At 32.8% G+C, this 24,106-nt stretch carries 20 protein-coding genes; 10 read left to right on the top strand and 10 right to left on the bottom strand.

Features of this window, described 5'->3' with window-relative positions; translation table 11 throughout:
* Positions 1–852 (bottom strand): ATP-dependent metallopeptidase FtsH/Yme1/Tma family protein (locus K1X16_RS14975; protein WP_225036987.1); only part of this gene is annotated, 852 nt, incomplete at its 3' end.
* 33 nt (positions 853–885) lie between these two features.
* Positions 886–1,257 carry a ribosome silencing factor gene (gene rsfS, locus K1X16_RS14970; protein WP_225036986.1) on the bottom strand — a complete coding sequence of 124 codons (372 nt, stop codon included), beginning with the start codon at positions 1,255–1,257 and terminating at the stop codon, positions 886–888.
* Between the two features lie 94 nt (positions 1,258–1,351).
* On the opposite strand from rsfS, the gene K1X16_RS14965 reads away from it, so the two are divergent.
* Positions 1,352–2,083 (top strand): biotin--[acetyl-CoA-carboxylase] ligase, encoded by a 732-nt coding sequence (locus K1X16_RS14965; protein ID WP_225036985.1) that lies wholly within the window; start codon positions 1,352–1,354, stop codon positions 2,081–2,083.
* Between the two features lie 23 nt (positions 2,084–2,106).
* On the opposite strand, the gene K1X16_RS14960 is transcribed toward K1X16_RS14965, so the two are convergent.
* Both K1X16_RS14960 and pyrE read right to left on the bottom strand, forming a co-directional pair.
* The gene (locus K1X16_RS14960) at positions 2,107–2,502 is read right to left on the bottom strand and encodes an SRPBCC family protein (protein WP_195871669.1); all 396 of its coding nucleotides are present in this window, start codon (positions 2,500–2,502) and stop codon (positions 2,107–2,109) included.
* Between the two features lie 111 nt (positions 2,503–2,613).
* The gene (pyrE, locus tag K1X16_RS14955) at positions 2,614–3,258 is read right to left on the bottom strand and encodes an orotate phosphoribosyltransferase (protein WP_195871670.1); all 645 of its coding nucleotides are present in this window, start codon (positions 3,256–3,258) and stop codon (positions 2,614–2,616) included.
* A gap of 122 nt (positions 3,259–3,380) precedes the next feature.
* On the opposite strand from pyrE, the gene K1X16_RS14950 reads away from it, so the two are divergent.
* A complete protein-coding gene (locus K1X16_RS14950; RefSeq protein WP_195871671.1) occupies positions 3,381–3,962 on the top strand; it encodes an NUDIX hydrolase in 582 nt (193 codons plus the stop codon).
* A gap of 42 nt (positions 3,963–4,004) precedes the next feature.
* On the opposite strand, the gene K1X16_RS14945 is transcribed toward K1X16_RS14950, so the two are convergent.
* Together K1X16_RS14945 and K1X16_RS14940 are read right to left on the bottom strand one after the other, a co-directional pair.
* Positions 4,005–4,886 carry a bile acid:sodium symporter family protein gene (locus K1X16_RS14945; protein WP_225036984.1) on the bottom strand — a complete coding sequence of 294 codons (882 nt, stop codon included), beginning with the start codon at positions 4,884–4,886 and terminating at the stop codon, positions 4,005–4,007.
* Between the two features lie 344 nt (positions 4,887–5,230).
* Entirely contained in the window at positions 5,231–6,988 is a 1,758-nt protein-coding gene (locus tag K1X16_RS14940; RefSeq protein ID WP_225036983.1) for a M14 family metallopeptidase, read from the bottom strand.
* A gap of 135 nt (positions 6,989–7,123) precedes the next feature.
* Between K1X16_RS14940 and ctlX the strand changes: the two genes are divergently transcribed.
* Positions 7,124–8,056, top strand: a complete 933-nt coding sequence (ctlX, locus tag K1X16_RS14935; RefSeq protein WP_225036982.1) for a citrulline utilization hydrolase CtlX — start codon at positions 7,124–7,126, stop codon at positions 8,054–8,056.
* 131 nt (positions 8,057–8,187) lie between these two features.
* On the opposite strand, the gene K1X16_RS14930 is transcribed toward ctlX, so the two are convergent.
* Positions 8,188–10,248 (bottom strand): tetratricopeptide repeat-containing sensor histidine kinase, encoded by a 2,061-nt coding sequence (locus K1X16_RS14930; RefSeq protein WP_225036981.1) that lies wholly within the window; start codon positions 10,246–10,248, stop codon positions 8,188–8,190.
* 719 nt (positions 10,249–10,967) lie between these two features.
* Here K1X16_RS14930 and argS point away from each other — a divergent pair.
* Entirely contained in the window at positions 10,968–12,749 is a 1,782-nt protein-coding gene (argS, locus tag K1X16_RS14925; protein ID WP_225036980.1) for an arginine--tRNA ligase, read from the top strand.
* A 99-nt stretch (positions 12,750–12,848) separates the two neighbouring features.
* Positions 12,849–14,135: a carboxypeptidase-like regulatory domain-containing protein gene (locus K1X16_RS14920; protein ID WP_225036979.1), complete on the top strand. Its 1,287-nt coding sequence runs from the start codon at positions 12,849–12,851 to the stop codon at positions 14,133–14,135.
* Positions 14,136–14,190: 55 nt separating this feature from the next.
* On the opposite strand, the gene K1X16_RS14915 is transcribed toward K1X16_RS14920, so the two are convergent.
* From K1X16_RS14915 to K1X16_RS14905, 3 genes are all read right to left on the bottom strand, one after another.
* Positions 14,191–16,506: a TonB-dependent receptor domain-containing protein gene (locus tag K1X16_RS14915; protein WP_225036978.1), complete on the bottom strand. Its 2,316-nt coding sequence runs from the start codon at positions 16,504–16,506 to the stop codon at positions 14,191–14,193.
* Positions 16,499–17,395, bottom strand: coding sequence for a FecR family protein (locus K1X16_RS14910; RefSeq protein ID WP_195871679.1), 897 nt, complete (start codon positions 17,393–17,395; stop codon positions 16,499–16,501). Before K1X16_RS14910 ends, K1X16_RS14915 begins: the two co-directional genes overlap by 8 nt.
* A 61-nt stretch (positions 17,396–17,456) precedes the next feature.
* Positions 17,457–17,972 carry an RNA polymerase sigma factor gene (locus K1X16_RS14905; RefSeq protein WP_225036977.1) on the bottom strand — a complete coding sequence of 172 codons (516 nt, stop codon included), beginning with the start codon at positions 17,970–17,972 and terminating at the stop codon, positions 17,457–17,459.
* Positions 17,973–18,072: 100 nt separating this feature from the next.
* Between K1X16_RS14905 and K1X16_RS14900 the strand changes: the two genes are divergently transcribed.
* The 5 genes from K1X16_RS14900 to K1X16_RS14880 all read left to right on the top strand — a co-directional run bounded on the left by K1X16_RS14900 (position 18,073) and on the right by K1X16_RS14880 (position 23,953).
* Positions 18,073–20,325 (top strand): hypothetical protein, encoded by a 2,253-nt coding sequence (locus K1X16_RS14900; RefSeq protein WP_225036976.1) that lies wholly within the window; start codon positions 18,073–18,075, stop codon positions 20,323–20,325.
* A gap of 272 nt (positions 20,326–20,597) precedes the next feature.
* Positions 20,598–21,929, top strand: coding sequence for a signal recognition particle protein (gene ffh, locus K1X16_RS14895; protein WP_225036975.1), 1,332 nt, complete (start codon positions 20,598–20,600; stop codon positions 21,927–21,929).
* 124 nt (positions 21,930–22,053) lie between these two features.
* Entirely contained in the window at positions 22,054–22,938 is an 885-nt protein-coding gene (locus K1X16_RS14890) for a bifunctional 5,10-methylenetetrahydrofolate dehydrogenase/5,10-methenyltetrahydrofolate cyclohydrolase (protein ID WP_195871683.1), read from the top strand.
* A gap of 9 nt (positions 22,939–22,947) precedes the next feature.
* Positions 22,948–23,661 carry a TIGR02206 family membrane protein gene (locus K1X16_RS14885; protein ID WP_225036974.1) on the top strand — a complete coding sequence of 238 codons (714 nt, stop codon included), beginning with the start codon at positions 22,948–22,950 and terminating at the stop codon, positions 23,659–23,661.
* 49 nt (positions 23,662–23,710) lie between these two features.
* The gene (locus tag K1X16_RS14880; RefSeq protein ID WP_225036973.1) at positions 23,711–23,953 is read left to right on the top strand and encodes a type II toxin-antitoxin system ParD family antitoxin; all 243 of its coding nucleotides are present in this window, start codon (positions 23,711–23,713) and stop codon (positions 23,951–23,953) included.
* Positions 23,954–24,106: the final 153 nt, after the last annotated feature.

Raw genomic sequence — 24,106 nt, 5'->3', positions numbered from 1 at the left:
GGCTTGCTTAAATAAATCTCTAACTCTAGACGCACCAACTCCAACAAACATCTCTACAAAGTCAGATCCGGAAAGAGAAAAGAATGGAACTTGTGCTTCACCAGCTACAGCTTTTGCTAATAACGTTTTACCTGTACCAGGAGGTCCTACTAATAACGCTCCTTTAGGAATTTTACCTCCTAATGCGGTATATTTTTCAGGGAACTTTAAGAAGTCTACAATTTCCTGAACTTCTTCTTTTGCACCTTCTAAACCAGCGACATCTTTAAAAGATGTTTTGGTGTCTATTTTTTCATCAAAGAGTTTAGCTTTAGATTTTCCAATGTTGAAAATCTGTCCACCAGCTCCTCCGCCTCCGCCGCCAGACATACGACGCATTATAAAAATCCAAACGCCAATAATAAGCACGAATGGTAATAAGGTTAATAGGAAATCTCCCCATACGTTATGTTCGGTTTCATAAACGAGCTCAGTTTCTAAGTTATTTGTTTTAATAACGTCACTTACTTCGTTTTCGAAATTTTGAAGATCACCAAATTCAAATTTGTAATTTGGAACAGAGGCAACAGATGGAAATATAGAATTAGATTCTGTCTTCTTATGTTTAGATTGCTCTTTAGCTTCATTTGTTAAGTAAACTCTAGCTTCCTTTTTATTTACAATTTCAATTTTAGAAACTTCACCTTGTCTTAGGTAATCTAAGAATTGAGCAGGAGTTGTTTGTGTACCTGTAGAATCTCCAAATCCGCCAGAAAAAATCTGAATAGATAAGAATAGTGCAATGATTACACCGTAGATCCAATAAGGATTTAATTTCGGTTTTTTGTTTTGGTTTTTATTGTCTTTCGCCATCTTGTTGCCGCAAATGCGGTAATCTTTTTGTGTTTAGTAACTCGTTTCTATTTGGGTTATTTTAGCATCGCCCCAAAGCTCTTCAATATCGTAGTATTCTCTAATGTGTTTTTGAAACACATGCACAACAACATTTACATAATCCATTAAGACCCATTCGGCATTTTCAGTACCTTCAATATGCCAAGGTTTGTCCTTAAGTGATTTACTAACTTGTTTTTGTATGGAACCGACGATCGCGTTTACTTGCGTGTTTGAAGACCCTTCGCAGATAATAAAATAATCACAAACAGTATTTTCTATCTCTCTTAAATCTAATAAGGTTATCTCTTTTCCTTTAACATCTTCAATACCTCCAATAATAGATGTAATGAGTTGGTCTGTAGGGATTTTATCTTTCGTCATTAAATTGTATTAATTTTGTGCAAAGTTATTATTTTTTTAGTTCTTGTATGCGCATATTGTCATAAGAAAACTATAAAATAAAATTGCCCATTAAATGTACATAATCAAACTTAATGCCATTGACTCTACAAATACGTATCTAAAGGATTTGTCTACTACGACATTGCCTAAAGATTATACGGTTGTTGTAGCAGAATTACAGACAAACGGCAGAGGACAAATGGGCGCGCAGTGGAATGCAGAAGAGGGTAAGAACCTTACAGCGAGTGTGTTTAAAAGGCTGCCGTTATTTAATGTAGGGGAACAATTCTATATTAGTATGGCTGTTTCTTTGGCTATTATTAAGGCATTGAGAAGTTTTAAAATACCTCAATTACGTATAAAATGGCCTAACGACATTTTGTCAGCAAACACTAAATTGTGTGGTATTTTAATTGAAAATGTCATAAAAAGTAATAATCTTCAAGGTTCTATTATTGGCTTTGGGCTTAATGTGAATCAGAAAATTTTCAACAATTTACCTCAAGCATCATCTATGAGCTTACTAACTGGTGTTATTTATAATAAAGATGAAGTGCTTTTTGAGGTATTAAAACAATTAGAGTTTTATTTTAAGCTCTTAGAATCTAAGGCATATCTTGACATTAAATTAGAATACGAAAATCTCCTATTTAGAAAAAAAAAGCCATCAACTTTTAGAACGTCTAAAAATGATAGCTTTTCTGGAATAATCCAAGGTGTTACTGAAAACGGTCAGTTACAAGTGTGGACAGAGGATGATGTTATTAAAACCTTTGACCTTAAAGAAATTAAGCTACTGTATTAAAGAAGCTTTAATTTCGGTTGAGATTATACTTCCGTTTTCATATTTGTTACTAAAGTCTCAATAAATTTACTGATTGGCCCTTTTATCATCATGGCCATCATGGCATTAAATTCTCCTTCGAAATTTAATTTAACTTCAGTTTTGTTAGGTTCAGTTTCTGTAATATCTGCAACTAAAGCAAAGTCTAATTTTCCGCCAGCAGCACCTAAAACGATTTTGCTATTTGGAGTTGCCTCCTTTTTCTTTAGTACAATTTCTGGCATTCCTTTTAATGCAAATAGAAATTTATCGTTGTCTAAAACTTCAAATTTACTAATGTTTTCAGGCATTAGGCTTTCAAAATTTTTAACATCAGAAAGAAAGTTGAATGTTTCTTCTGCAGATTTATCTAAGGTTACTTTTGGTGATTCTAATTTCATGTTTTGTTGTTTGTTGTTAAGCCGTTAGTCGTTGAGTTGTTGTATACTGAAAAGATTTCATGATAAAATCGATTTAACAGCGATACAACTTAACTACTTCACGGGAATATATCAATTAGCGTTCCATTTACTAGGGTTGGCGTTCCATTGTGCTAAAATGTCTTGTTGCTCTTTAGATATGTAAAAAGTGTCAACAGCTTGTTCTAATAAGTTTTCATAATCGCCAAGTGTGTGCAATTCTACATTGGCATTTTCAAAATTCTTTTTGGCAACATCAAAACCATAGGAGAAAATAGCAACCATGCCTTTTACATTTGCTTCAGCTTCGTTTAATGCTTTTACAGCATTGAGACTACTCATACCTGTGCTAATTAAATCTTCGACCACAACTACAGTTTGTCCTTTTTCTAAAAAACCTTCAACTTGGTTCTGACGACCATGTTTTTTAGCTTCTGGTCTAACGTAAACAAATGGCAGGTTTAGGTATTCTGCAACTAATGCGCCAATACCGATTGCGCCTGTAGCAACACCAGCAATGACATCTGGTTTACCATAAAGGTCTTCAATGTTTCTGGCGATTGCTGCCCTAATATAATTTCTAATTGGTGGAAATGATAGTACAATTCTGTTGTCGCAATAAATTGGAGATTTCCAGCCAGAAGCCCAAGTAAACGGATCGTTGGGTTGTAATTTTATCGCATTTATTTGCAATAAAACCTCTGCTGTTTTTTTGGCAGTATCTTTGTTAAAAATCATAATACAAAAATAAGGATTTTTAAAGTTTAGAGAATTTTTAATCTAAAATAAATTTCTTTTCAAATAGTTTCTCATAAAAAATAATAAATTTACAAAAGGAAAGTTGAAAACAAACCCAAACGATGTACACTATTTATGTAGGTGATAAACCTATAATCTTAACTACTGAAGTCAAACAAGAAACCGATTTTAAATCTTTTCTTTTAAAATCTGTAAATATAGGAAAGGTTATAAAAACCTTAAATAATTCAGATTTAAAAGCGGTTCACCTGGTACATAAGAACGAAGACAAACTTCTAAAAAAGTTTTTGAAACTTTTGCCTAATGTTGTTGCGGGTGGTGGAAAAGCATATAATTCTAAAGATGAAATTCTTTTTATTTACCGAAATGATAAATGGGATTTACCAAAAGGAAAAGCAGAACGTAAAGAAACAATTGAAGAAACCGCTATTCGTGAAGTAGAAGAGGAGACAGGAGTTGAGGGGTTAAAAATTACCAAACCGTTACCAACAACCTATCACATTTTTAAGCGTAACGGGAAACATAAAATTAAAATCACCTATTGGTTTGAAATGAAAACTAAGTATGACGGTGAATTGATTCCCCAAGAAAAAGAAGGCATTACTAAAGTAGAATGGTTGGATGCTAAGGCATCTCAAAAAGCATTAGAAAATAGCTATGCTAATATTAAAATTTTGGTTTAAGATGCTTTTGTTTTAGTTTTCAAAACGCTTTCAGGTTTAGAATTAGCTTTTAGAAGCTGGTTCTGGCCTTTTTCCAAGTTGCCACATTAAAATTCCACCTGTTATAAACATCCATATGGCGTAAGCACCTGTTGGAATTCCCATTTCTACATTGTGCAATATTGACGTTGCAATGACAAAGGCAAGTGTGCCGTTTTGTATACCACTTTCAACCGTAATAGAAATAACATTCTTTAATTTTAGCTTAAATAATCGTGCGGTTAAATACCCTAATCCCATGGTAATAATATTTAATAGTAAAGTAACCAGACCAACTTCTTTCATCGCTGTGCTTAGAATATCGAAATTAGCCAAAATAACTGCGATAAACACTAAAATAAAAATGACTGTAGAAGCGATGCGCATGGGTTTTTCCATTCGTAATGCAAATTTAATTTTATACTTCCTGATAAGCATACCTATAGAAATAGGAATAACTGTTATGCCCATAATTTGAATGATGGTATCAAGAATTGGTAACTTTATTGTAACGGTTTCGTCTGTTCCAAAATAGTCTAAGGCAAAGGATAATATAAAAGGAATGGTTAAAATACTCACAAAACTTGCAATAGCGGTTAAGGTCACTGATAGTGCTATATTTCCTTTACAAACTTGAGTTATTAAGTTGCTTGTTGGTCCACCTGGGCAGGTTGACAAAATCATTAAGCCTACAGCCATAATTGGACTTAAATTAAAGGCAATAGCTAAAGAAAACCCTATAAGTGGTAACAGTATGAGTTGGTTTGTTAACCCTATTAAAATAGCTTTAGGAAACTTAACTAGTCTGGTGAAATCTGCAGGAATTAAGGTCATTCCCATTCCTAGCATAATAATAGCTAATGATAATGGTAAAAATACATTACTAATAAGTTCGGCTATAGACATAGTTCGGTTTTATATAATTGAGACGAATTTAACCTTTTAATGCTAAAACCTCAAGTTTCTGAAACCTTAGCTTTTACAGTTATAAAAACTATAGTAGTAAAGGTGGGCATTAAAGGATGTAATTTGAAGCCGGCATACTCAGTACGATATATTGGTAAGATCTCAGCAGCTTCAGTGTCTTTAATTCTAGTTTTGAGTTTTGCACTTGTTGTGTAAGAAACAATTGGCAAAGCCATTGCTAATGATTATGTAAAGACTCATGCTCGCATAAAAGTTAAATGTTTTTATAATGTGATTTACTTTAGTGGTTAAATGAAGTCTGTAGAAAACTTAGAAAATCAAGTCTAATTTAAACGGTAAATAGGGTATTGCATATGAGCCGTCTCATAATGTTTACTTTGTTTGTGTAACCAATCTAATTGTGCATACCAACTATTAGCAAACTCCTCGTCATAACTAACTTTTACATTGTATTCAATTTGAAGTTTTGGATTGTTTTTTAGCAATTCTGCTGCTCTATCTTCCCACACGTAAGGTGAAAAACCTTCTTTTTGCTGAAGAATAGTATCAAAGAAATTCCAGTTAAAAAAGGAATCAGGTGCAGCTGGTTCTAAAGTCTCTAAAAGATAGCGGAGTGCGTTTTGATTAGTAGATATCATATAATCACCCTTTCTAAATGTAACGTTAACTTCAGATGTATTTACGGTTGTTTTGTAATGTGCATAATGGCCTTCGTAAGGAGATTTTCGAGTTTCAAAACTTCCGATTTTATAAGACTCAACGGTTAGAGTTGTGTCGGTTTTAAATTGTGTGAATTCGACATTATTCAACTTTAACAAATTGATGACCTTATGCCAACCTTGAGGAATAATATAAGCTTCCGGAATTGTAATTGAGTCTGTTGCTTTATAATAGTTTTTATAAGTAATGTCTTTGGTAAATGGTTTTGATCTATCGTATTTTAAACGTTTAGATCCTGTTAATTCACTTGGAATCATTTCGCCTTCGTAGCCTTTAAATTTTAGGGTTGATGTTTTTACGGTATCTACAGCCCAAGCTAATGGATAGCTTTGTCCTGCTGACCATAATTTAGCTTGTTCTTTTCTTAATTTTGAGATGGTTTCACCTTGTTCTTCAGTGATTTCAATCATCGTTTTCATTAACTCATAAGTACCTTCAACACGTTGTTTATAGGGTTTTAGCATGTGAGTTTCTATCATCATACCTAAGGTGTTAAACAAAGTTGTGTACCCTGTAGAGTAACGTGGCGAGTCTAAAAATTGCGTAAATCCAGAATCTGGTGTACGATTAAAGACGTTAACATAAGGTGTGATGTCCCAAGATTTAGCTGCGAGTTTTTGCTCTAGACTTGGCATCATTTTGGTGTGTAAAAAGTTTCCAAGGTCACCACCTAATTTATTGTGCTGCGTAAGCAAATGTGTTAAGGTGTATTGGTAATCTGCTCCGTTGCTTACGTGATTGTCGATAAAAACGTCTGGTTGCACTAAATGAAAAACCTGCGCAAAGGCTTTGGCATTTTTGGTGTCAGATTTTATGAAATCACGATTCAAATCATAGTTTCTTGCGTTTCCTCTAAAACCGTAAGATTTTGGACCATTTTGGTTGGTTCGTGTTGTGGAATTTCGGTTTAAGCTACCACCAATATTATACACAGGAATGGTAACGATAACGGTGTTTTTTGGTGCTTCAATTTTACCTTGTACAATATCTCTAAAAAGCATCATTGTGGCATCAATGCCATCAGATTCACCAGGATGAATACCATTATTTACTAATAAAATTCTGTTGTTTTGTCTTATGGTTTCAAAATTATCACCAGATCCATTCATGTTTAATGTTACAATATGAAGTGGTTTGCCAGAGTCTGTTTCTCCAATGTCTTGTATTGATATTTCCGGATAACTAGTCGCTAAATCTTGGTAATACTTTATGGTCTCGTTGTAGGTTGCAGTTCCTAATCCTTCGGTTTTTTCAAAAGTTGTGGTAAAGTCAATAGCAATGACCTTATTTTCTGATTTTTGCTCTTCTGTTTTCTCAGCACAAGAACAAATAATTAAGAATAGGATGAATAGTTTCTTCATGATAAAATTATGATTGATAATAAATTGGGCATTATGTTTCAAACTTAATGAATTTATACAAAACAAAGTTGTCTCCTTAGGCTTTTTCAAGTCATAAAAATGCCTAATTTTGCAACACTTTTTAGATGTCATATTATGCAACAAACAACAAATACTATTTTAATGATTCGTCCTGTAAACTTTAGGATGAATGAGCAAACGGCTGTTAATAATTATTTTCAGGAAGATTTAGATGGAAAAAATGCGGAAATTAATGCAAAGGCACAAGTGGAATTTGATGCTTTTGTTGAAAAACTAAAAGCGGCAGGTATTAACGTCATCGTAGAAGACGACGAGAAAGTTAATGACACTCCAGATTCTATATTCCCGAATAATTGGGTGAGTTTTCATGCTAATGGTGATGTAGCAAAGTATCCTATGTTTGCAGAGAATAGACGACGCGAGCGTAGAGATGAAATTTTTATAAGGCTAGAAGAAGAAGGCTTTAAGATAGAAAACATTATAGATTATACTTCTGCAGAACACGAAGGTGTGTTTTTAGAAGGTACAGGTAGCGTTATTCTAGACCGTGTTAATAGAAAAGCTTATTGTGCGCTGTCTCCAAGAGCAGATGAGGATTTATTTATAGAATTTTGTGAGGATTTTGAATATAGTCCAGTGATTTTTACAGCCTATCAATCTGTTAACGACAAGCGGTTGCCAATTTATCATACCAATGTGATGATGTGTGTTGCAGAGAATTTTGTGGTGATTTGCTTAGATTGTATTGATGATAAAAAAGAACGAAAAAATGTCGTTAAACATTTAAAGCAAGATGGCAAAGCGATTATTTCAATTACCGAAAAGCAGATGCATCATTTTGCAGGAAACATGTTGCAGTTACGTGGAAAAAATGACCAGCTCTTTTTAATAATGAGTGAAGCAGCACATAAAAGTTTAACGCCAAATCAAGTGACAACTATAGAAAAGTATGGTCCTATTATTTCGAGTTCTTTAGAAACTATAGAAACCTGTGGTGGTGGAAGTGCGCGTTGTATGATGGCTGAGGTGTTTTTGCCGAAAGGATAAATCGTAAATGTGTTTGTTGTTAAATGTGTTTGTTGTTAAGTTGTTTGTTGTTAAGTCGTGCACTCACTTTAACCTTTTTACTTAAGAATCTTGAATCTTGAATCTTGAATCTTGAATCTTGAATCTTGAAATTAAGCCTTAGACTCTGATTTTGGTAGCTCAACAAAGAATTTACTTCCAACATTTTCAGTGCTTTCTACCCAAATTCTACCATTATTCAGTTCTACTAAATCCATAGCGATAGATAAGCCTAAGCCAGTTCCTTTTTCATTTTTGGTACCAGCCGTTGTAAAGTTTTTATGTGCAGCAAATAACTTATCGATATTGTTTTTAGAAATACCAACACCAGTATCCTCTATACAAATTAGAGATTTACCATTTACATCTTGATTAGAAATCGTAATGACATCTCCGGTTCTACTAAACTTTACGGCATTGGTAATTAAATTTTGAATCACAATTTCTACCATGCTGCGATCTGCATAAATAAAATCGTTTTGAGATTCATCAATTAAAACAATGCTTTTGTCTTCAACTTTTTGTTCTACTAAGGCTATTTTAGAATGAAATACATCTTGTATATTAAAGTGCTCTGGATTTGGTTCTAAATTTTGCATTTGCGACTTAGACCAATTCAATAAATTAAATAAAAGTGAAGATGCATTATTGGCATTTTCGCTTAATTCTGGTATGAGCTCGTAAAATTCATCTTTAGAAATACTGTCTTCTTTTAGTAAATCTAAAAATGCTTTAATAGAGGAAATAGAATCTTTTAAATCGTGAGATACAATAGAAAACAACTTGTCTTTTACTTGGTTAACCTCTTCCAAATGATGCGTTTGTTCTAAAATGGCTTCGGTTCTTATTTGTTCTTCAGCTAAAATGTCTTTTTGTTTTTCTAATGCTTCTTTATGCGATTTAGAATTTATAAGGCTATAAATTAAAACAGCTAATACCAACACAAACGCAGCTAAAATTCCGTATAAAATATAAGGATTGTTAAACAAATTAAACGGTTCATTAATCTGTTGTTTATCGTTAGGCGTAGTATCGTTATTCGTAGTGGCGTTCTTAGTGAAATCTAAAGGGGCTAAGTCTGTGACTGTTGGAAATACAGGTTGATCTACCTTGGAAAGTGAGTCTTTTAAATCATAAAATTTATTCTGCCAGAAAAATGCATTTTGATAATATCCTCTTGTAGAATCTAAAGCAATACGTAGTTTATAGTTTTCTAAAAGCTCGGTTTTATCATCTATTTTTTGTGCAATTTTATACGCTTCGCTTAATTGTCTTTCGGCTAGCTTAACCTTTTTCTTTTGAAGATTTAAGTGTCCAATAGCATTTAAAGCTCTTAAAATACCTTCGCTATTATTTTGTTCTCTATTGTATTTTAAACCTTCTATTAGGTATTCTGCTGCTTTATCATACTCTTTAAAACGCAAATACTCACTACCTAGTTTAGGTAGTATTTCACCTCGTAAATCTTGATCTGTATTAGGATTAAGGATATCTAATGCTTTTTCGTAATATTCTATAGCCTTGCGATGTTCTTTAAATTCAGAATAAAGTCCGGCAATGTTTTTAGTAGATATTTTAATACCTTCTTTGTCGTTAATTTCTTTGCGGACTTGTAAAGTTTTAAAATTATATTCTATTGCTTTATCAATTTGATTGGTTTTATGATAAGCTTCAGCTAGATTGTTATATGCTAAACTTAACTCATCATTTAGATGTTGTTTTTCAAAAATAGATATTGCAGATAACGAGTTTTGTAAACCTAGCTTATAATTTCCTCTTTTAATTTCAATGAGGCCTATACTATTACTCACTTTAGCCACTCCAACAGTGTCGCTTATTTTTAAATATAAATTTCTAGATTTTTTGTAGTTGTCTATAGCATTAAAATAATCATTGCGCTCTGTATAGATCAATGCTCTATAATAACTGCTTTCTGCTAATCCTTTTATGTAGTTAAGGTCTTCAGAAAGTTTAGACGTTTCATTAACATAAAGTAAGGCCTTCCCAAAGTCCTTATTTTTATAAAGTTCATTAATAAGCACCAAAGACATATCCACCTTCGTAGAGTCTGCGTTTAGATATGCTATTTGTACCGTAAGTTTATCAATTTTTTCATTCTGAGAAAAAACTGAAAACGATATAAGACATACAGCTAGTATAAATAACTGTTTCATCTTAAAATAGCGTTAAAACGAATTGTGCTGTTTTGGATTAGAAAACTTTTAGGGAGGGACGAAAAAAGTAAGTTAATACAAAACAATAACAACTTGGTTAATGTTTGATTATTAAGCCTCATTAATGTTTGGGACATTGATTAATAGCCTTTCAAAAATGCTATTATGAAAACAAATATGCTAATATTTAGGATTTAATACCAATTTATTAGTTGAAGTGACAAATATAATATTTTAAAAAAACTACATATCGATAAAAAGCAAAAATAACGGTAGTAATACATGTTCATCGACGAAATACGTTATTTAGTTAAATAGCAGATAATAAGGTAGTTATGGTTAAATGTGCCCAACACAGGTAAGGTTTTTAGATTAAAATCGAAAACATGTTGGTTTACCTAGGACGTTCCATTCGTCGATAAATTTTTATTACTATAAAAGCCATCTAATCTGGAGCCTAGTAGAAAAATTTGATGTCTTTAGAAGTTACGTCGCTTAAAGAACGCTAAATAATTAGCGTTGGCATCTATGTAATCGTTGTGGTAATTATAATAACACTTAAAAAGTAGTATTTAAGTCGTGTCATTTTCTTTCTTGAGATTACTTTACACTTTTTCAAAGTCTATAAAGTTACGCAATTATGTCTGTATAGTACTCTAATAAAACAATAAATCGTCTATCTTTGCCAAGGTTTTAAAACATGAAAATAAAGTAGAATTATGACCCTTCAAGAGACATTAGAATTACAGGTAAAAGCAGCGATTAAAGCGTTGTTTCAATCGGAATTAAAAACGGTAGAATTTCAAGCCACTCGCAAAGAGTTTGCAGGAGATGTTACAGTTGTTGTGTTTCCTATGTTGCGTGTTGTAAAAGGGAATCCGGCTGTTATTGGAGAGCAGGTTGGTCAGTATCTTTTAGATAATGTAGAAGTGGTTAAAGGCTTTAATGTTGTAAAAGGCTTTTTAAATATAGAAATTAGTGATTCGTATTATTTAGAGTTCTTTCAATCTATAAAAGATAAATCGAATTTCGGATTTGCAGATCAAAAGGATGATACAGCCATAATGGTAGAATATTCATCGCCAAACACAAATAAGCCATTGCACTTAGGACATGTTAGAAATGTACTTTTAGGTTATTCTGTCGCAGAAATTTTAAAAGCTTCTGGAAAGAAAGTTTACAAAACTCAGATTATAAACGACAGAGGCATTCATATTTGTAAAAGTATGTTGGCGTGGCAACGTTTTGGTAATGGCGAAACACCAAGCTCAACAGGTTTAAAAGGTGACAAATTAGTTGGAAATTATTATGTGAAATTTGATCAAGAATACAAGTCTGAAATTGCAAAATTAGTAGCTCAAGGTCAATCTGAAGAAGAGGCTAAAAAGAACGCACCACTATTATTAGAAGCACAACAAATGCTCATTAAATGGGAAGCAGGAGATGAAGACGTTGTTGCACTTTGGAAAAAAATGAACCAATGGGTTTATGATGGTTTCGATGTGACCTACAAAAACATCGGAGTCGATTTTGATACCTATTACTACGAAAGTGATACCTATTTGTTAGGAAAAGAATTTGTAGCAGAAGGGTTAAATTCAGGGGTCTTTTTCAAAAAGGAAGATGGTTCGGTTTGGTGCGATTTAACAGACGATGGCTTAGACGAAAAAATCGTATTACGTAGCGATGGAACTGCTGTTTATATGACACAAGATATTGGTACAGCCATTCAGCGAATAAAAGATTATCCAGATGTTGGTGGTATGGTTTATACTGTTGGAAATGAGCAAGACTACCATTTTAAAGTGCTATTCTTAATCTTGAAGAAATTAGGTTTCGAATGGGCAAAAAATTTATTTCATTTAAGTTATGGAATGGTTGATTTGCCAAGTGGAAAAATGAAAAGTAGAGAAGGAACAGTTGTAGATGCCGATGATTTAGTGCAAGAAATGGCAGATACAGCTGAAGAGATTTCTAATGAATTAGGAAAGCTTGAAGACTATTCAACTGACGAAAAACAAACACTTTATAAAACCATTGGGTTAGGGGCTTTAAAATACTACATCTTAAAAGTAGACCCTAAAAAACGAATTTTATTCGATCCAAAGGAGTCTATCGATTTTCAAGGAAATACAGGGCCATTTATTCAGTATACCTACGCCAGAATTCAGTCTATTTTAAGAAAGGCTAATGTGGATAAAAATGTCACACTGAGCACAGTCGACGTGTCTCTACACGACAAAGAAAAACAACTCATTAAGCAATTAGAATTGTTTCCAGAAGTGATTCAAAATGCAGCAGAGCAACATAGTCCGGCATTGATTGCTAATTATACCTATGATTTGGTAAAGGAGTTTAATTCATTCTATCAAAATGTATCCATTTTAGGAGCAGATTCAGACGAAGAAAAGAATTTTAGAGTCGGTTTATCTAAGTCGGTTAGCCAAACTATAAAAAACGCATTTCAGCTTTTAGGTATCGGCGTTCCAGAACGTATGTAGTTTAATTTACACCTTGAATTTTAACATGCTGATATAAAGTAGTTTATTGTTTTTTTCGTATCTTAGGAAGAGTTAATACGTTCATTAAATCTTTTTGTTATGGAAAATTCTCACACTTTAAAACGTTACACTAGTACACTTCTTTTGCTAGTGTTTGTACTATTTTCTTTAAATGCTCAAACCGGTTTTAAGGAGTATCAAGGTAAAGTTATTGATGGTAGAACAAATAAAGTAATTGAAGCTGCTAGTCTTAATATTAATAACACCAATATTAGTACGATAACAAATTCCGAAGGTGAATTCACTTTAAAAGTACCAAACCAATATTTAGATTCAAAAGTGGTGGTGACTTTTTTAGGGTATAATACTTTCGTTGTTCCATTATCTCAATTAGCCGACAATAACTATGTTGTAACGCTATATGAAGCCGTCACAAAGTTGTCTGCTGTTAATATTGCAGCTTTTAAAAACGCGGAAAGTTTAATACGAAAAGTACTTAGTGATAAAAGTAAAAATGTAAGTGAAGGATCTGTTTTTATGACGGCATTTTACAGAGAAACTATTAAGCGTAGAAATAGAAATGTGTCCTTAACAGAAGCTGTTGTTAATATTTTAAAGCAACCAAACTTATCAAAACAACGCGATGCTATTCAACTTTGGAAAGCTAGAAAAAGTACAGATTACAAACGTTTAGATACCGTTTCTGTGAAGTTACAAGGTGGTCCATTTTCAACTATGTTTTTGGATATTATGAAATATCCTGAGTATATTTTTACAGACGAAAGTATTGGGAGCTATAATTATGTTTTTGACAACCCAACGACTATAAATAATAGAACTGTTTATGTAGTTAATTTTAGTCCAAAAGCAAATCAACTTAGAGTAAATTACAACGGAAAACTATTTATAGATGTACAAACGCTAGCTTTAGTAAGCGCTAATTATGTCTTAGATGTTAGTGATATGAAAAAGACTAAAAATCTTTTAGTTAAAAGGAAGCCTAGTGATGTTGAAGTGTATCCTTTAGAAGCTATTTATAAGGTAGATTATAAAGAAAAGGGAGATAAATGGTACTATAGTTATTCTAATTTAAGCTTAACGTTTAAGGTGAATAAAAAACGTCAACTCTTCAATAAAGTTTATACATTATCTAGCGAAATGGCAGTAACTGATTGGGTGGAAAATAGCACAGATAAAAAGATAAAAAACAAAGATAAACTTAGGCCTTCTGTAATAATTACGGATGCTATTTCTGGGTTTTCAGATCCTGATTTTTGGGGAGAATATAATCTAATAGAACCAGATAAATCAATTGAGTCTGCTATAAATAAAATAAAGAAAAACATAGAAAAACAAAAAGAAAGAGACAAAACGGTTAATGGTTAGTCCAACATTTTAAAAAAACCTGAATTTTTATTCAGGTTTTTTTATGAAGTCCATTTTAGAAATTCATTCTAAAGCTTAGGTTTGGTGTTAGTTTTAAGGATTTATTTTTAATGTCTAATATGTTATTATCCGAATCAAATGTATAATAACGATTAACGATATTAGTTTGATTAAAGATGTTCCAGATTGAAGCCCCAACTTCTGCAGAAATGCCTTTGGATGGTTTAAATTTATAGATGGCAGAAATATCAGTTCTAAAATAGTCACTTAACCTAGAGCTGTTAGGAGCATTATATTCTATGGTAAAATTACTATTGTCTTGAAGGTCTTTTGGAGGTGTGAAAGGTCTTCCAGAATGCCAATTAAAACCAATACCTATTTTAAATTTATCGCGATTATAAGTAAGAGACGTATTAAACACGTGTCTTAAATCTATGGTGTTAGGGAATGATTTACCGTTATGTAATTGATTAAACTTATAATCATTTTTACTATAGGTATAACTCAGCCATGTACTAAAATCATTAAAACGCTTATTAATAAGAAAGTCTATACCACTAACAGTATAATGGCCAATATCTTCAGTAAATTGAAACTGGTTTTGAAACCCTTGGCTACGTGCGGTAATATTATGTACACCTTTGTAATAGCCTTCAACAGAAACTAGCAAATTATTTTTATTATAACTAAGACCAATCGAGGTCTGTTCACTTGTAATCAAAGGAACATCATTACCATTGGCGAGTTGCCATCGCCGTTTTTCTATGCCGAAAAAATCTTGTTGTAAATCTATAATCTGCGTAATAGATTGACTTTTTAATTCTCCTAAAACTTCAAGTCTAAAATAATCTAGAAACTTATAGTTTACTGTAAATCTAGGCTCAATTAAAAATTCCGATAACTTTCCAAAATAGCTAATTCGAGAACCTAAGCGGATATAGGTGTCACGAGATGTTGAGTACCATTCAACCTCTCCAAATAAGGCATGCGTTCTTATAATTTCTTTTACAAAACTCGTGTAATCAGGATTAGTAACATCTTCAAAATTAGTAACACCAACCTCATTAAATTGATAACCTAAATTAAAATTAATGCTTTCGTTTACTATTTTAGACGCGTCAAACCGAAAACCAAAATCTTCAACTTTATTCTCTTGAGTTAACAGCTGATTATTGCTAATATTGTTGTTTTTAGCATCTAAATCATAATTAGAAAAATAGACTTGAGCAGATAAGTTTAGATCCTGGTTTAGAAGTTTTGAATACGATACACTTCCACCATAACTTGTTTGGTTTAATTCACTTTTGGTTTCTTGAAAATTATTGTCTGTGGTCGTAAACACTTGGCTGTAATCTAAGTCGTTCGAAATGTTTATCACATTAATGCGAAGCTTAGATGTTGAACTAATATCATATAGAAAGCGAGCGTTAAAATCGTAAAAAAGAAATCGTTCGTCTTGGGCTAAAAGGGTATTGGTAGGTGTAGACGTATTTAGTTCTGAATCACTAAAAATACGATCAAAATAAGCATCGTAAGTTTTAGACACCAAGATATCAGTAAAAGAACGTCTTGCAGAGACTTGTAATTCTGTTTTTTCAGATAAAGGTACTTTTGCAAAACCATCAACACTTAGCATATTACCACCGAGTCCTCCACTTCTGTTTTTATCTATTTTGTCTGAATTTTGTATGGTTATAGTGCTAGAAACTGCATTGCCAAATTTAGCACTGGTTCCATTTTTAGAAATTGTAATATCTTCCGATAAGTAAGGGTTAAAAGCTGATATTAATCCAAAAAAATGACCAGATTGATACATTCTTATACCTTCATATAAGATTAAATTTTGGTCATTGGTACCACCTCTAACATTGATGTTAGAAATCCGTTCATCTACACTCATTATTCCAGGTAGATTTTGTACTATTTGCAACACATCTGGTTCAATTAATCCTGGTAGAATATCAAAAGCTTTTGTATTGGTTTTTATAGTTCCGTTATTGGTTTTAGAAATACCTTTGGTAAGGTAGTTTGTAATGACAACTTCTTCTAATCGTTGTATTTGGCTTTGTGGTTCTTCGGTCTCTTTTTGTGTGATCGCGATAAAGCGACTATTCAGCATTTCAAAACTAAGATGTGTTATGCTGTTTAAATGATTTAATACTTGTTTTAAGGAAAGTTCATCAGGTAGTGGGCGAATTAAAATCCCTTCAATAGTTTTGGTTTCAAACGAAAATTTAACATCATATGTCGCTTCTAATTTTAGCAGAATTTGGGCAAGTGGTTTTTCTCCGCTTGGTTCCTGACAGAACGTTAGGTTACAAAAGGCAATTGATACAATGTAGAAAACTAAACAGAGTAATGTTTTATTCACGCTTTAGTAAAATAGATTTTCCTGATTTGCTGTAGCCTAAATTTAATGGTATTGTGACAGATTTCAGTGCTAAATCTAAATTATTATGTGTGAAACTTCCCGTGAACAATCGAGAAAGATCAATATCTTTGGTCACTACAGTTTGGTTGTATTGGTTTTCAAATTCAGCAATAACATGTTTAAGAGGTACGCTCGTAAAGCTACTTTCTCCATGCAACCATTGCGGTTGCACAGCGTTTTCTTTTTCATTTGCAAGTAGTTTCCCATCTCTTATTAAGAAGGTGTGTCCTGGCTCTAGTTGAGTCGTCTTGTTGTTATGCGTTACGGCGACTAAGCCTTCGTAGCATGTTACTTCAAAGTATGATTTACGTTGTTTTACATTAAATTGTGTGCCTAAAACACTCACGATTCCGTCTGTAGTAATCACATCAAATTTTTGACCTTTTGCGACTTTAAAAAAAGCTTCTCCTTCTAAGGAAACTTCTCGGGTTTTGGTCCATTGATTTTTATTAAACGTAATAGTAGAGTTGGCATTAAGGTCTACAGTGGAATTATCGGGTAATTCAATGGTTGTATGTTGCGCAATACGTGTCTCAACTGTAGTATCTAAAGTTGTTGTATAATAATATACACTAAATCCTAAGGCTAAAATTGCGGCAATTCTTAGTAACGGTTTTAACCATTGATTTGCAGTTGATGATTTAGGTTTGAGATGTGGTTTTAAAGCTTGGTAGTTTTGGTCACTAGAAAATTCTGGTGCTTTAAAATCTTTTAAAGCAGTGTCCATTTTTATTAATTCATTATAATCCTCTAATTGCTCAAAAGCATTTTGCTCTTCAGTATTTAGATTATTATCTAACCATTTTTTTATGAGGTTTTCTCTTTGCATAAATAATATGAATTCAACTATATAACAGCTTAAATTTAAAAATCCCTACTTTCATAACATGTTATAGTTCATCAATGTCTTCACGTAATTTTTTCAAAGCTCCGTAAATACGCTTTTCTACACCTTTAACAGAGATATTTAAAACTTCTGCTATTTCTTTAAATCGTTTGCCTTCAACTCTATTCATTAAAAACGCCACACGTTGTGCTTCCGTTAATTTGCTCAACGCTTTTTGTAATTTTAGATGATACTCTTTTTCTTCTAATACAAATTCGGGTGTTTCATTACTGATGTGATTTTGTGGTTGCTTACTGTATTTTAAAACCACTTTTTGATGTGTGTAAGCATTAAGCATTAGGTTATTTGCGGTTGTAAACAGATAACTTTTGGCTTTGTTTGGAGAAACTTTACCACAGTTTTGCCATAATTTTATAAAAGCTTCTTGAACTTTATCTTGTGGACATAGCTGATCTCCAAACTTGTAGTGCAAAAAATCATGCAGGTTTTTGGCGTGCTTTTTATATAAACGCTCAAATAACTGCGATTCGCAAATATTATCTTGTATAGGTTTACTCATGGAGTTTTATAGGTTCACAAATTATAAATAATATTTTAGATAATTGAGGTAGGGAATATAGAAGACTAATTGTTGTATAATAAACGGAAAGCGTAAAACCATGAAAACCAAATCAAAGCACCTATTTATTTATGTCCTTTTTGCCCTGTTTTACTTGACCTCTTGTCAAGACGAGATTACTGAAGTAAATACTCCGAATGATCAAGAAACTATTGTCGCCAATTCTACCTTAGCTAACCTAATGGGCAGAACTACTGCTAATTATGGTGCTGCTGACGATATTTTAGATGAATCAAGCTGCTTTTCTGTAGAATTACCTGTTACAATTGTAATCAGTGATATTACTTTTACTATTGAAACACAATCTGATTTAGACGAACTTGAAAATTTATTAAATTATACTACTAGTGAAGATAATGTCTTAGATTTTATATTTCCAATTACTATTATTTTTAGTGATTACAGCGAAACTGTGATTGCAAATGAAGAAGCGTTAGAAAGTTTTATAAACGCCTGTGTTGAAGATGAAACTAATGCTATAGACTGTGTAGACTTTGTTTATCCGATGTCGTTTTCAGTATTTAATGCTGAGTTTAATCTTATTGATACTGTAATCATTGAAAATGATGAAAGCTTATACGGTTTTTTAGATGGTTTAGAAGACGATGAAAATGCTGTTGTGGTTAGTTTAAACTTCCCAGTATCTTTAGAGTACGCAAATGGAGAAACCACTGAGGTAAATACCAACCAGGAGTTATCTGATGCTATTGAGGTAGCTGGTGATGATTGTTACGATAATAATTGTACCGAAGATTCTGTAGCATCACAGTTAGAAGACTGCCAATGGAAAATTTCGACTTATTCTAGTTTTCCTGAGTTTGTTGGTATTGAATTAGTATTTTATTTAGATAACACGTTTGCTGTTTTTCAAGATGGTAGTACTTATAATGTTGTTGGTGACTGGTCTGTAAGTTCAACAGACGGAGAAACGTTTCTTAACTTAGATTCAGGTTTCGAAGATTTAGGTGGCGACTGGAAAATTGTAGAATGTGATGATGAGACCATTCAATTTATAAAAGGTGAACAAACTATGGTTCTTAATCAGGTTTGTGAAGATGATTTAAATTGTTCACTTTCTGATATTAGTACTATTCTGCAAGAATGTCCGTGGGATTTTAGTGATGGAACAGGCAATTTTGAAAATAATAGTATGATATTCAACACCAATGGAGATTTACAAATTTCCGAAGGCATGGCAACATCTGCTATTGGCGGAGGGTGGAATCTATCTGTTGATGAAGAAGGCGTAATATTAAATTTTTCAGAATTAACAGCGTTTCAAGATGCTCTTGAAGGAGATTGGGTAATAGTTGAATGTGATGCGGATAGCATTGTACTTGTTAAAGGTGACCAAATGTTAGTGTTGGAGCAGGACTGTAATAGTGATCTTTTTAATTGTTTTGACAATTATGAATTAGTGGAATGTGCCAATCAGAGCGGTTCTGCTGTTTTTAATTTAAATGCAGAAACTATTGGTTTGGTAGATTGTATGGCATCCTATATTCCGTCTTTTCATGAAACCCTAATTGATGCGGAAACCAATGTAAATGCATTGACAAATACAGAAGCGTATGAAGCAACAGGTAGTGAAATATTTTTGAGAATTGAAGCTAGTAATGGTGATTTTGAAATATTTTCTATCTTTTTAAATACCATCGAATGTAATTATTTTGAATGTTTCCAAAGTTTTGATGCCGTTTTAGAAACGTGTTATTCTGATGCAACAGTGCTTTACGATTTCAATCTTCCAATAGCATTTTCAAACTGTACACCAAGTGCAGATGTGGTATCGTATTATGAAACACAATCTAATGCTACAGCAGACATAAATCCTATTGCAAATCCTGTTAGTTATAATACTGCAGAATTGAATACGACTATTTATACAAGAGTAGAAATCAATGGCATGGTTGAAATATTTCCAATTCAATTAAATGTGGTTAACTGTAATGCTGGTTCTTGTACAGAAGGAGATGTCTCAGGAATTTTAGCAGAATGTCAATGGAATATCACAAGCTACAATGGAAGTGACAACCTAGTCAATTATAATCTTGCCTTTGAACAAGACACAGAAATTGTAGTGATTTATACAGATACAATTACCATCAATGCTGGTTGGTCAACAGCACAAACCAATAATGGCGTTGTTATAGATTTTTCTAATGTAGCAGAACCAAATATCCAAGCCATTAATGGAAGCTGGTTGGTTGTAGAATGTACAGCAAACCAATTAGTGTTGCACAATGTTAATGATAGTAGTATTGAAATTGTTCTAGATAGAACCTGTGAATAAAGAAACAATGAGATAGTAAGTTAAGTTGATTGAAAAGGGTCATTTGTCATGAGTGGCTCTTTTTTTTAGTCCTCAGTCCTCAGTCCTCAGTTCTCAGTCCTCAGTATTCAGTTTTCAGTTTGCTTTCTGCCAATATATCAATCTTCCAGCTTCCTGCTTCGTACTTCCAACTTCTAGCCTCAAACCCAACTGTAAACTAATTTATAAACCCATTCATAATTCCCTCATAAATTCTTAAATTTGCAACTTATTAAAAACTGAAGACTAAAAACATGTTCAATAATTTAAGTGATAAGTTAGATAAAGCGTTACACGTATTAAAAGGTCATGGTAGCATTACAGAAGTCAATGTTGCAGAAACCTTAAAAGAAGTAAGACGTGCGCTTTTAGATGCCGATGTTAACTTTAAAATTGCAAAAGAATTTACCGTTCGTGTAAAAGAAAAAGCACTTGGTCAAGATGTATTAACCACATTACAACCAGGTCAGTTAATGGTAAAACTCGTTAAAGACGAATTAACCGAACTCATGGGTGGAGATGCCGAAGGAATTAATCTTTCTGGTAATCCAAGTGTGATTTTAATGTCTGGTTTGCAAGGTTCTGGTAAAACAACGTTTTCTGGTAAACTTGCTAATTATTTAAAAAATAAAAAAACAAAGAAACCTTTATTAGTAGCTTGTGATGTATATCGTCCTGCTGCGATAGATCAATTACATGTTGTAGGAGATCAAATAGGTGTTGAGGTTTTTAGTGATAAAGGGAATAATGATCCTGTGGCAATTTCGCAAGCTGGTATTGCACATGCCAAAGCAAATGGTCATAATGTGGTAATTATTGATACTGCTGGTCGTTTGGCTGTAGATGAAGCCATGATGACTGAAATCTCTAACATTCACAAAGCCATTGAGCCACAAGAAACCTTGTTTGTTGTCGATTCTATGACAGGTCAAGATGCGGTGAATACAGCGAAAGCCTTTAATGATATTTTAAATTTTGACGGTGTTATCCTAACCAAATTAGATGGTGATACTAGAGGTGGAGCTGCAATTTCAATTAAATCTGTAGTTAACAAACCGATTAAATTTATTGGTACAGGTGAAAAGATGGAAGCGATTGATGTTTTCTATCCATCGCGTATGGCAGATCGTATTCTTGGGATGGGAGATGTGGTTTCTCTTGTAGAGCGTGCTCAAGAACAGTTTGATGAAGTTGAAGCTAGAAAATTACAGAAGAAGATTGCCAAAAACCAGTTTGGGTTTGATGATTTCTTAAAACAGATTCAGCAAATTAAGAAAATGGGTAACATGAAGGATTTAGTAGGCATGATTCCTGGAGCAGGCAAAATGATGAAAGATATAGATATTGATGATGATGCATTTAAAGGTATAGAAGCTATTATTCATTCAATGACACCAGAAGAGCGCGCTAATCCAGCAGTGATAAACTCAAGTCGTAAAAAACGAATTGGAAAAGGTTCAGGAACTTCTGTTCAAGAAGTGAATCAGCTTTTAAAGCAATTTACGCAAATGAGTAAAATGATGAAAATGATGCAAGGTGGAGGCGGAAAACGTATGATGCAGATGATGCAGAATATGCCTAAATAGTTTACAGTATTCAGTCTTCAGTTGGCAGTCTCTTACTCAGTCTTCAGTTGACATTAATAATAAATATTTAATCAATTATAGCTTTGCGCCATAGCGTCTTTGCGAGAAAACAATAACCAAAAGCATGACAATTTTAGACGGAAAAAAAGTAAGCAACGACATTAAAAACGAAATCAAAGCCGAAGTCGATAAGATGAAAGCTAATGATGAAAAAGTACCACACTTAGCGGCTGTAATAGTTGGTAATGATGGTGCAAGTTTAACATACGTTGGTAGTAAAGTTAGAGCATGTGAGCGTGTTGGTTTCGAATCTACAATGGTGCGTTTATCTAGTACAACAAGTGAAATAGAGTTATTAGATAAAATTGAAGAGTTAAATGAAAATAGCGATATTGATGGATTTATAATTCAATTACCATTACCGCGCCAAATTAATACACAAAAGGTATTAATGGCGGTAAATCCAGATAAAGATGTCGATGGGTTTCACCCAATGAATTTTGGTAAAATGGCATTAGACATGTCTACTTTTATACCTGCAACACCTTTTGGAATTTTAGAATTGTTAGAGCGCTACAAAGTTGATACAGACGGAAAGCATACAGTTATAATTGGTCGTTCGCATATTGTTGGCCGCCCAATGAGTATTTTAATGGGTCGAAAAGGTTTTCCAGGAAACTCTACTGTTACCCTAACGCATAGTCACACTAAAAACATAACACAGATTACATCGCAAGCAGATATTATTATTTCAGCTTTAGGAATACCAAATTTTTTAAAGGCAGAAATGGTAAAAGATGATGCCGTTATTATTGATGTTGGTATTACACGTGTTACCGATGATTCTGATAAAGGTTATCGAATTACAGGTGATGTTGATTTTGAAAACGTAAGTAAAAAAGCAAGCTTTATTACACCAGTTCCTGGTGGAGTAGGACCAATGACTATTGCAATGTTATTAAAGAATACCTTGTTGGCTAGAGAGCAACATAGACAACATAAAAGGTAATCTTCTAAGGTGGAAATAGTATTACCATTAATCGTTAAGACAAAAGTAACGATTGGTAGTTTTCAACATTTAACACCTATTCTTTTTGCTTTAGGTTTTACGATATATCTAATAAAATATTCTAGGAAAAATTTCAGTTTACTTCAAAAACAAAAAGCCGTTCATTATTTGGGTTGGCTTGTTTCGGCTACACTGATTTGTTTTCATATCTATCGAATAGCATGCGATAACTATAATTTTAAAACCGATTTACCACTTTATCTCTGTAGTTTAATGGCATTGCTGATTCCCATTTTTACATATTATCGTAAATATTGGATGTTTGAGATTTTAGTGTTTTGGATCATTGGCGGAACTTTACAAGCCGTAATTACACCAGATATTACGAAAGGATTTCCAAGCTTCGATTACTTTAGATATTGGATGGTTCATTTAGGCTTGTTAGCCATTATTTTCTATTTCATATTCGAATTAAAAATGAAGCCAACGCTAAAAAGTGTTTTTAAATCTTTTTTAGCACTTCAAGTGTATGTGCTTATTATGGTTGGACTAAATTATATACTAGATGCGAATTATTTCTACTTAAATGAAAAGCCAAAATCAGCATCAATATTAGATTATTTTGGTGAATGGCCGTTTTATATATTAGTAGTGCAGTTAATTGTAATTCCTTTGTTTTTATTGATTTATTTGCCTTTTAGATTAAAGAAGAAAAATAGCTAAATAGGAAAAGGTGCAATTTTACGTTATTTTACATCCAAATTGTTTATTTATGGAAACGATTAGGAAAACAATAACATTTACAGAGCAGCAAAATGAATGGATTAAGTTGAAAATTAAATCTGGAAATTTCACCAATGATAGTGAATATATTAGAGATTTAGTACGAAAAGACCAGATTCAAAATGAAAAGTTATTAGAACTAAAAATGGCAATAGATGAAGGTTTTAATAGTGGAGTAAGTCAGAAATCTATTTCAGACTTAATGAATGATGTAGATGATGGTAACATATAAATTATCTGGTGCAGCTTCATTAGATATTGTCTCTATTTATAGATTGGGAAAATAATATTTTTGGTGCAGAACCAGCTAGGTCTTATTTAAATAATTTAGAATTGTTTTTAACTGAACTAGCAATACGACTGGAATTGGCAAGAGACGCTTCTA

This window comes from Winogradskyella sp. SM1960, assembly GCF_020179375.1.
Taxonomy (GTDB): domain Bacteria; phylum Bacteroidota; class Bacteroidia; order Flavobacteriales; family Flavobacteriaceae; genus Winogradskyella; species Winogradskyella marina.
The sequence above is the reverse complement of the archived record's forward strand: the minus strand, read 5'-3'. Positions and strand labels throughout refer to the sequence as shown.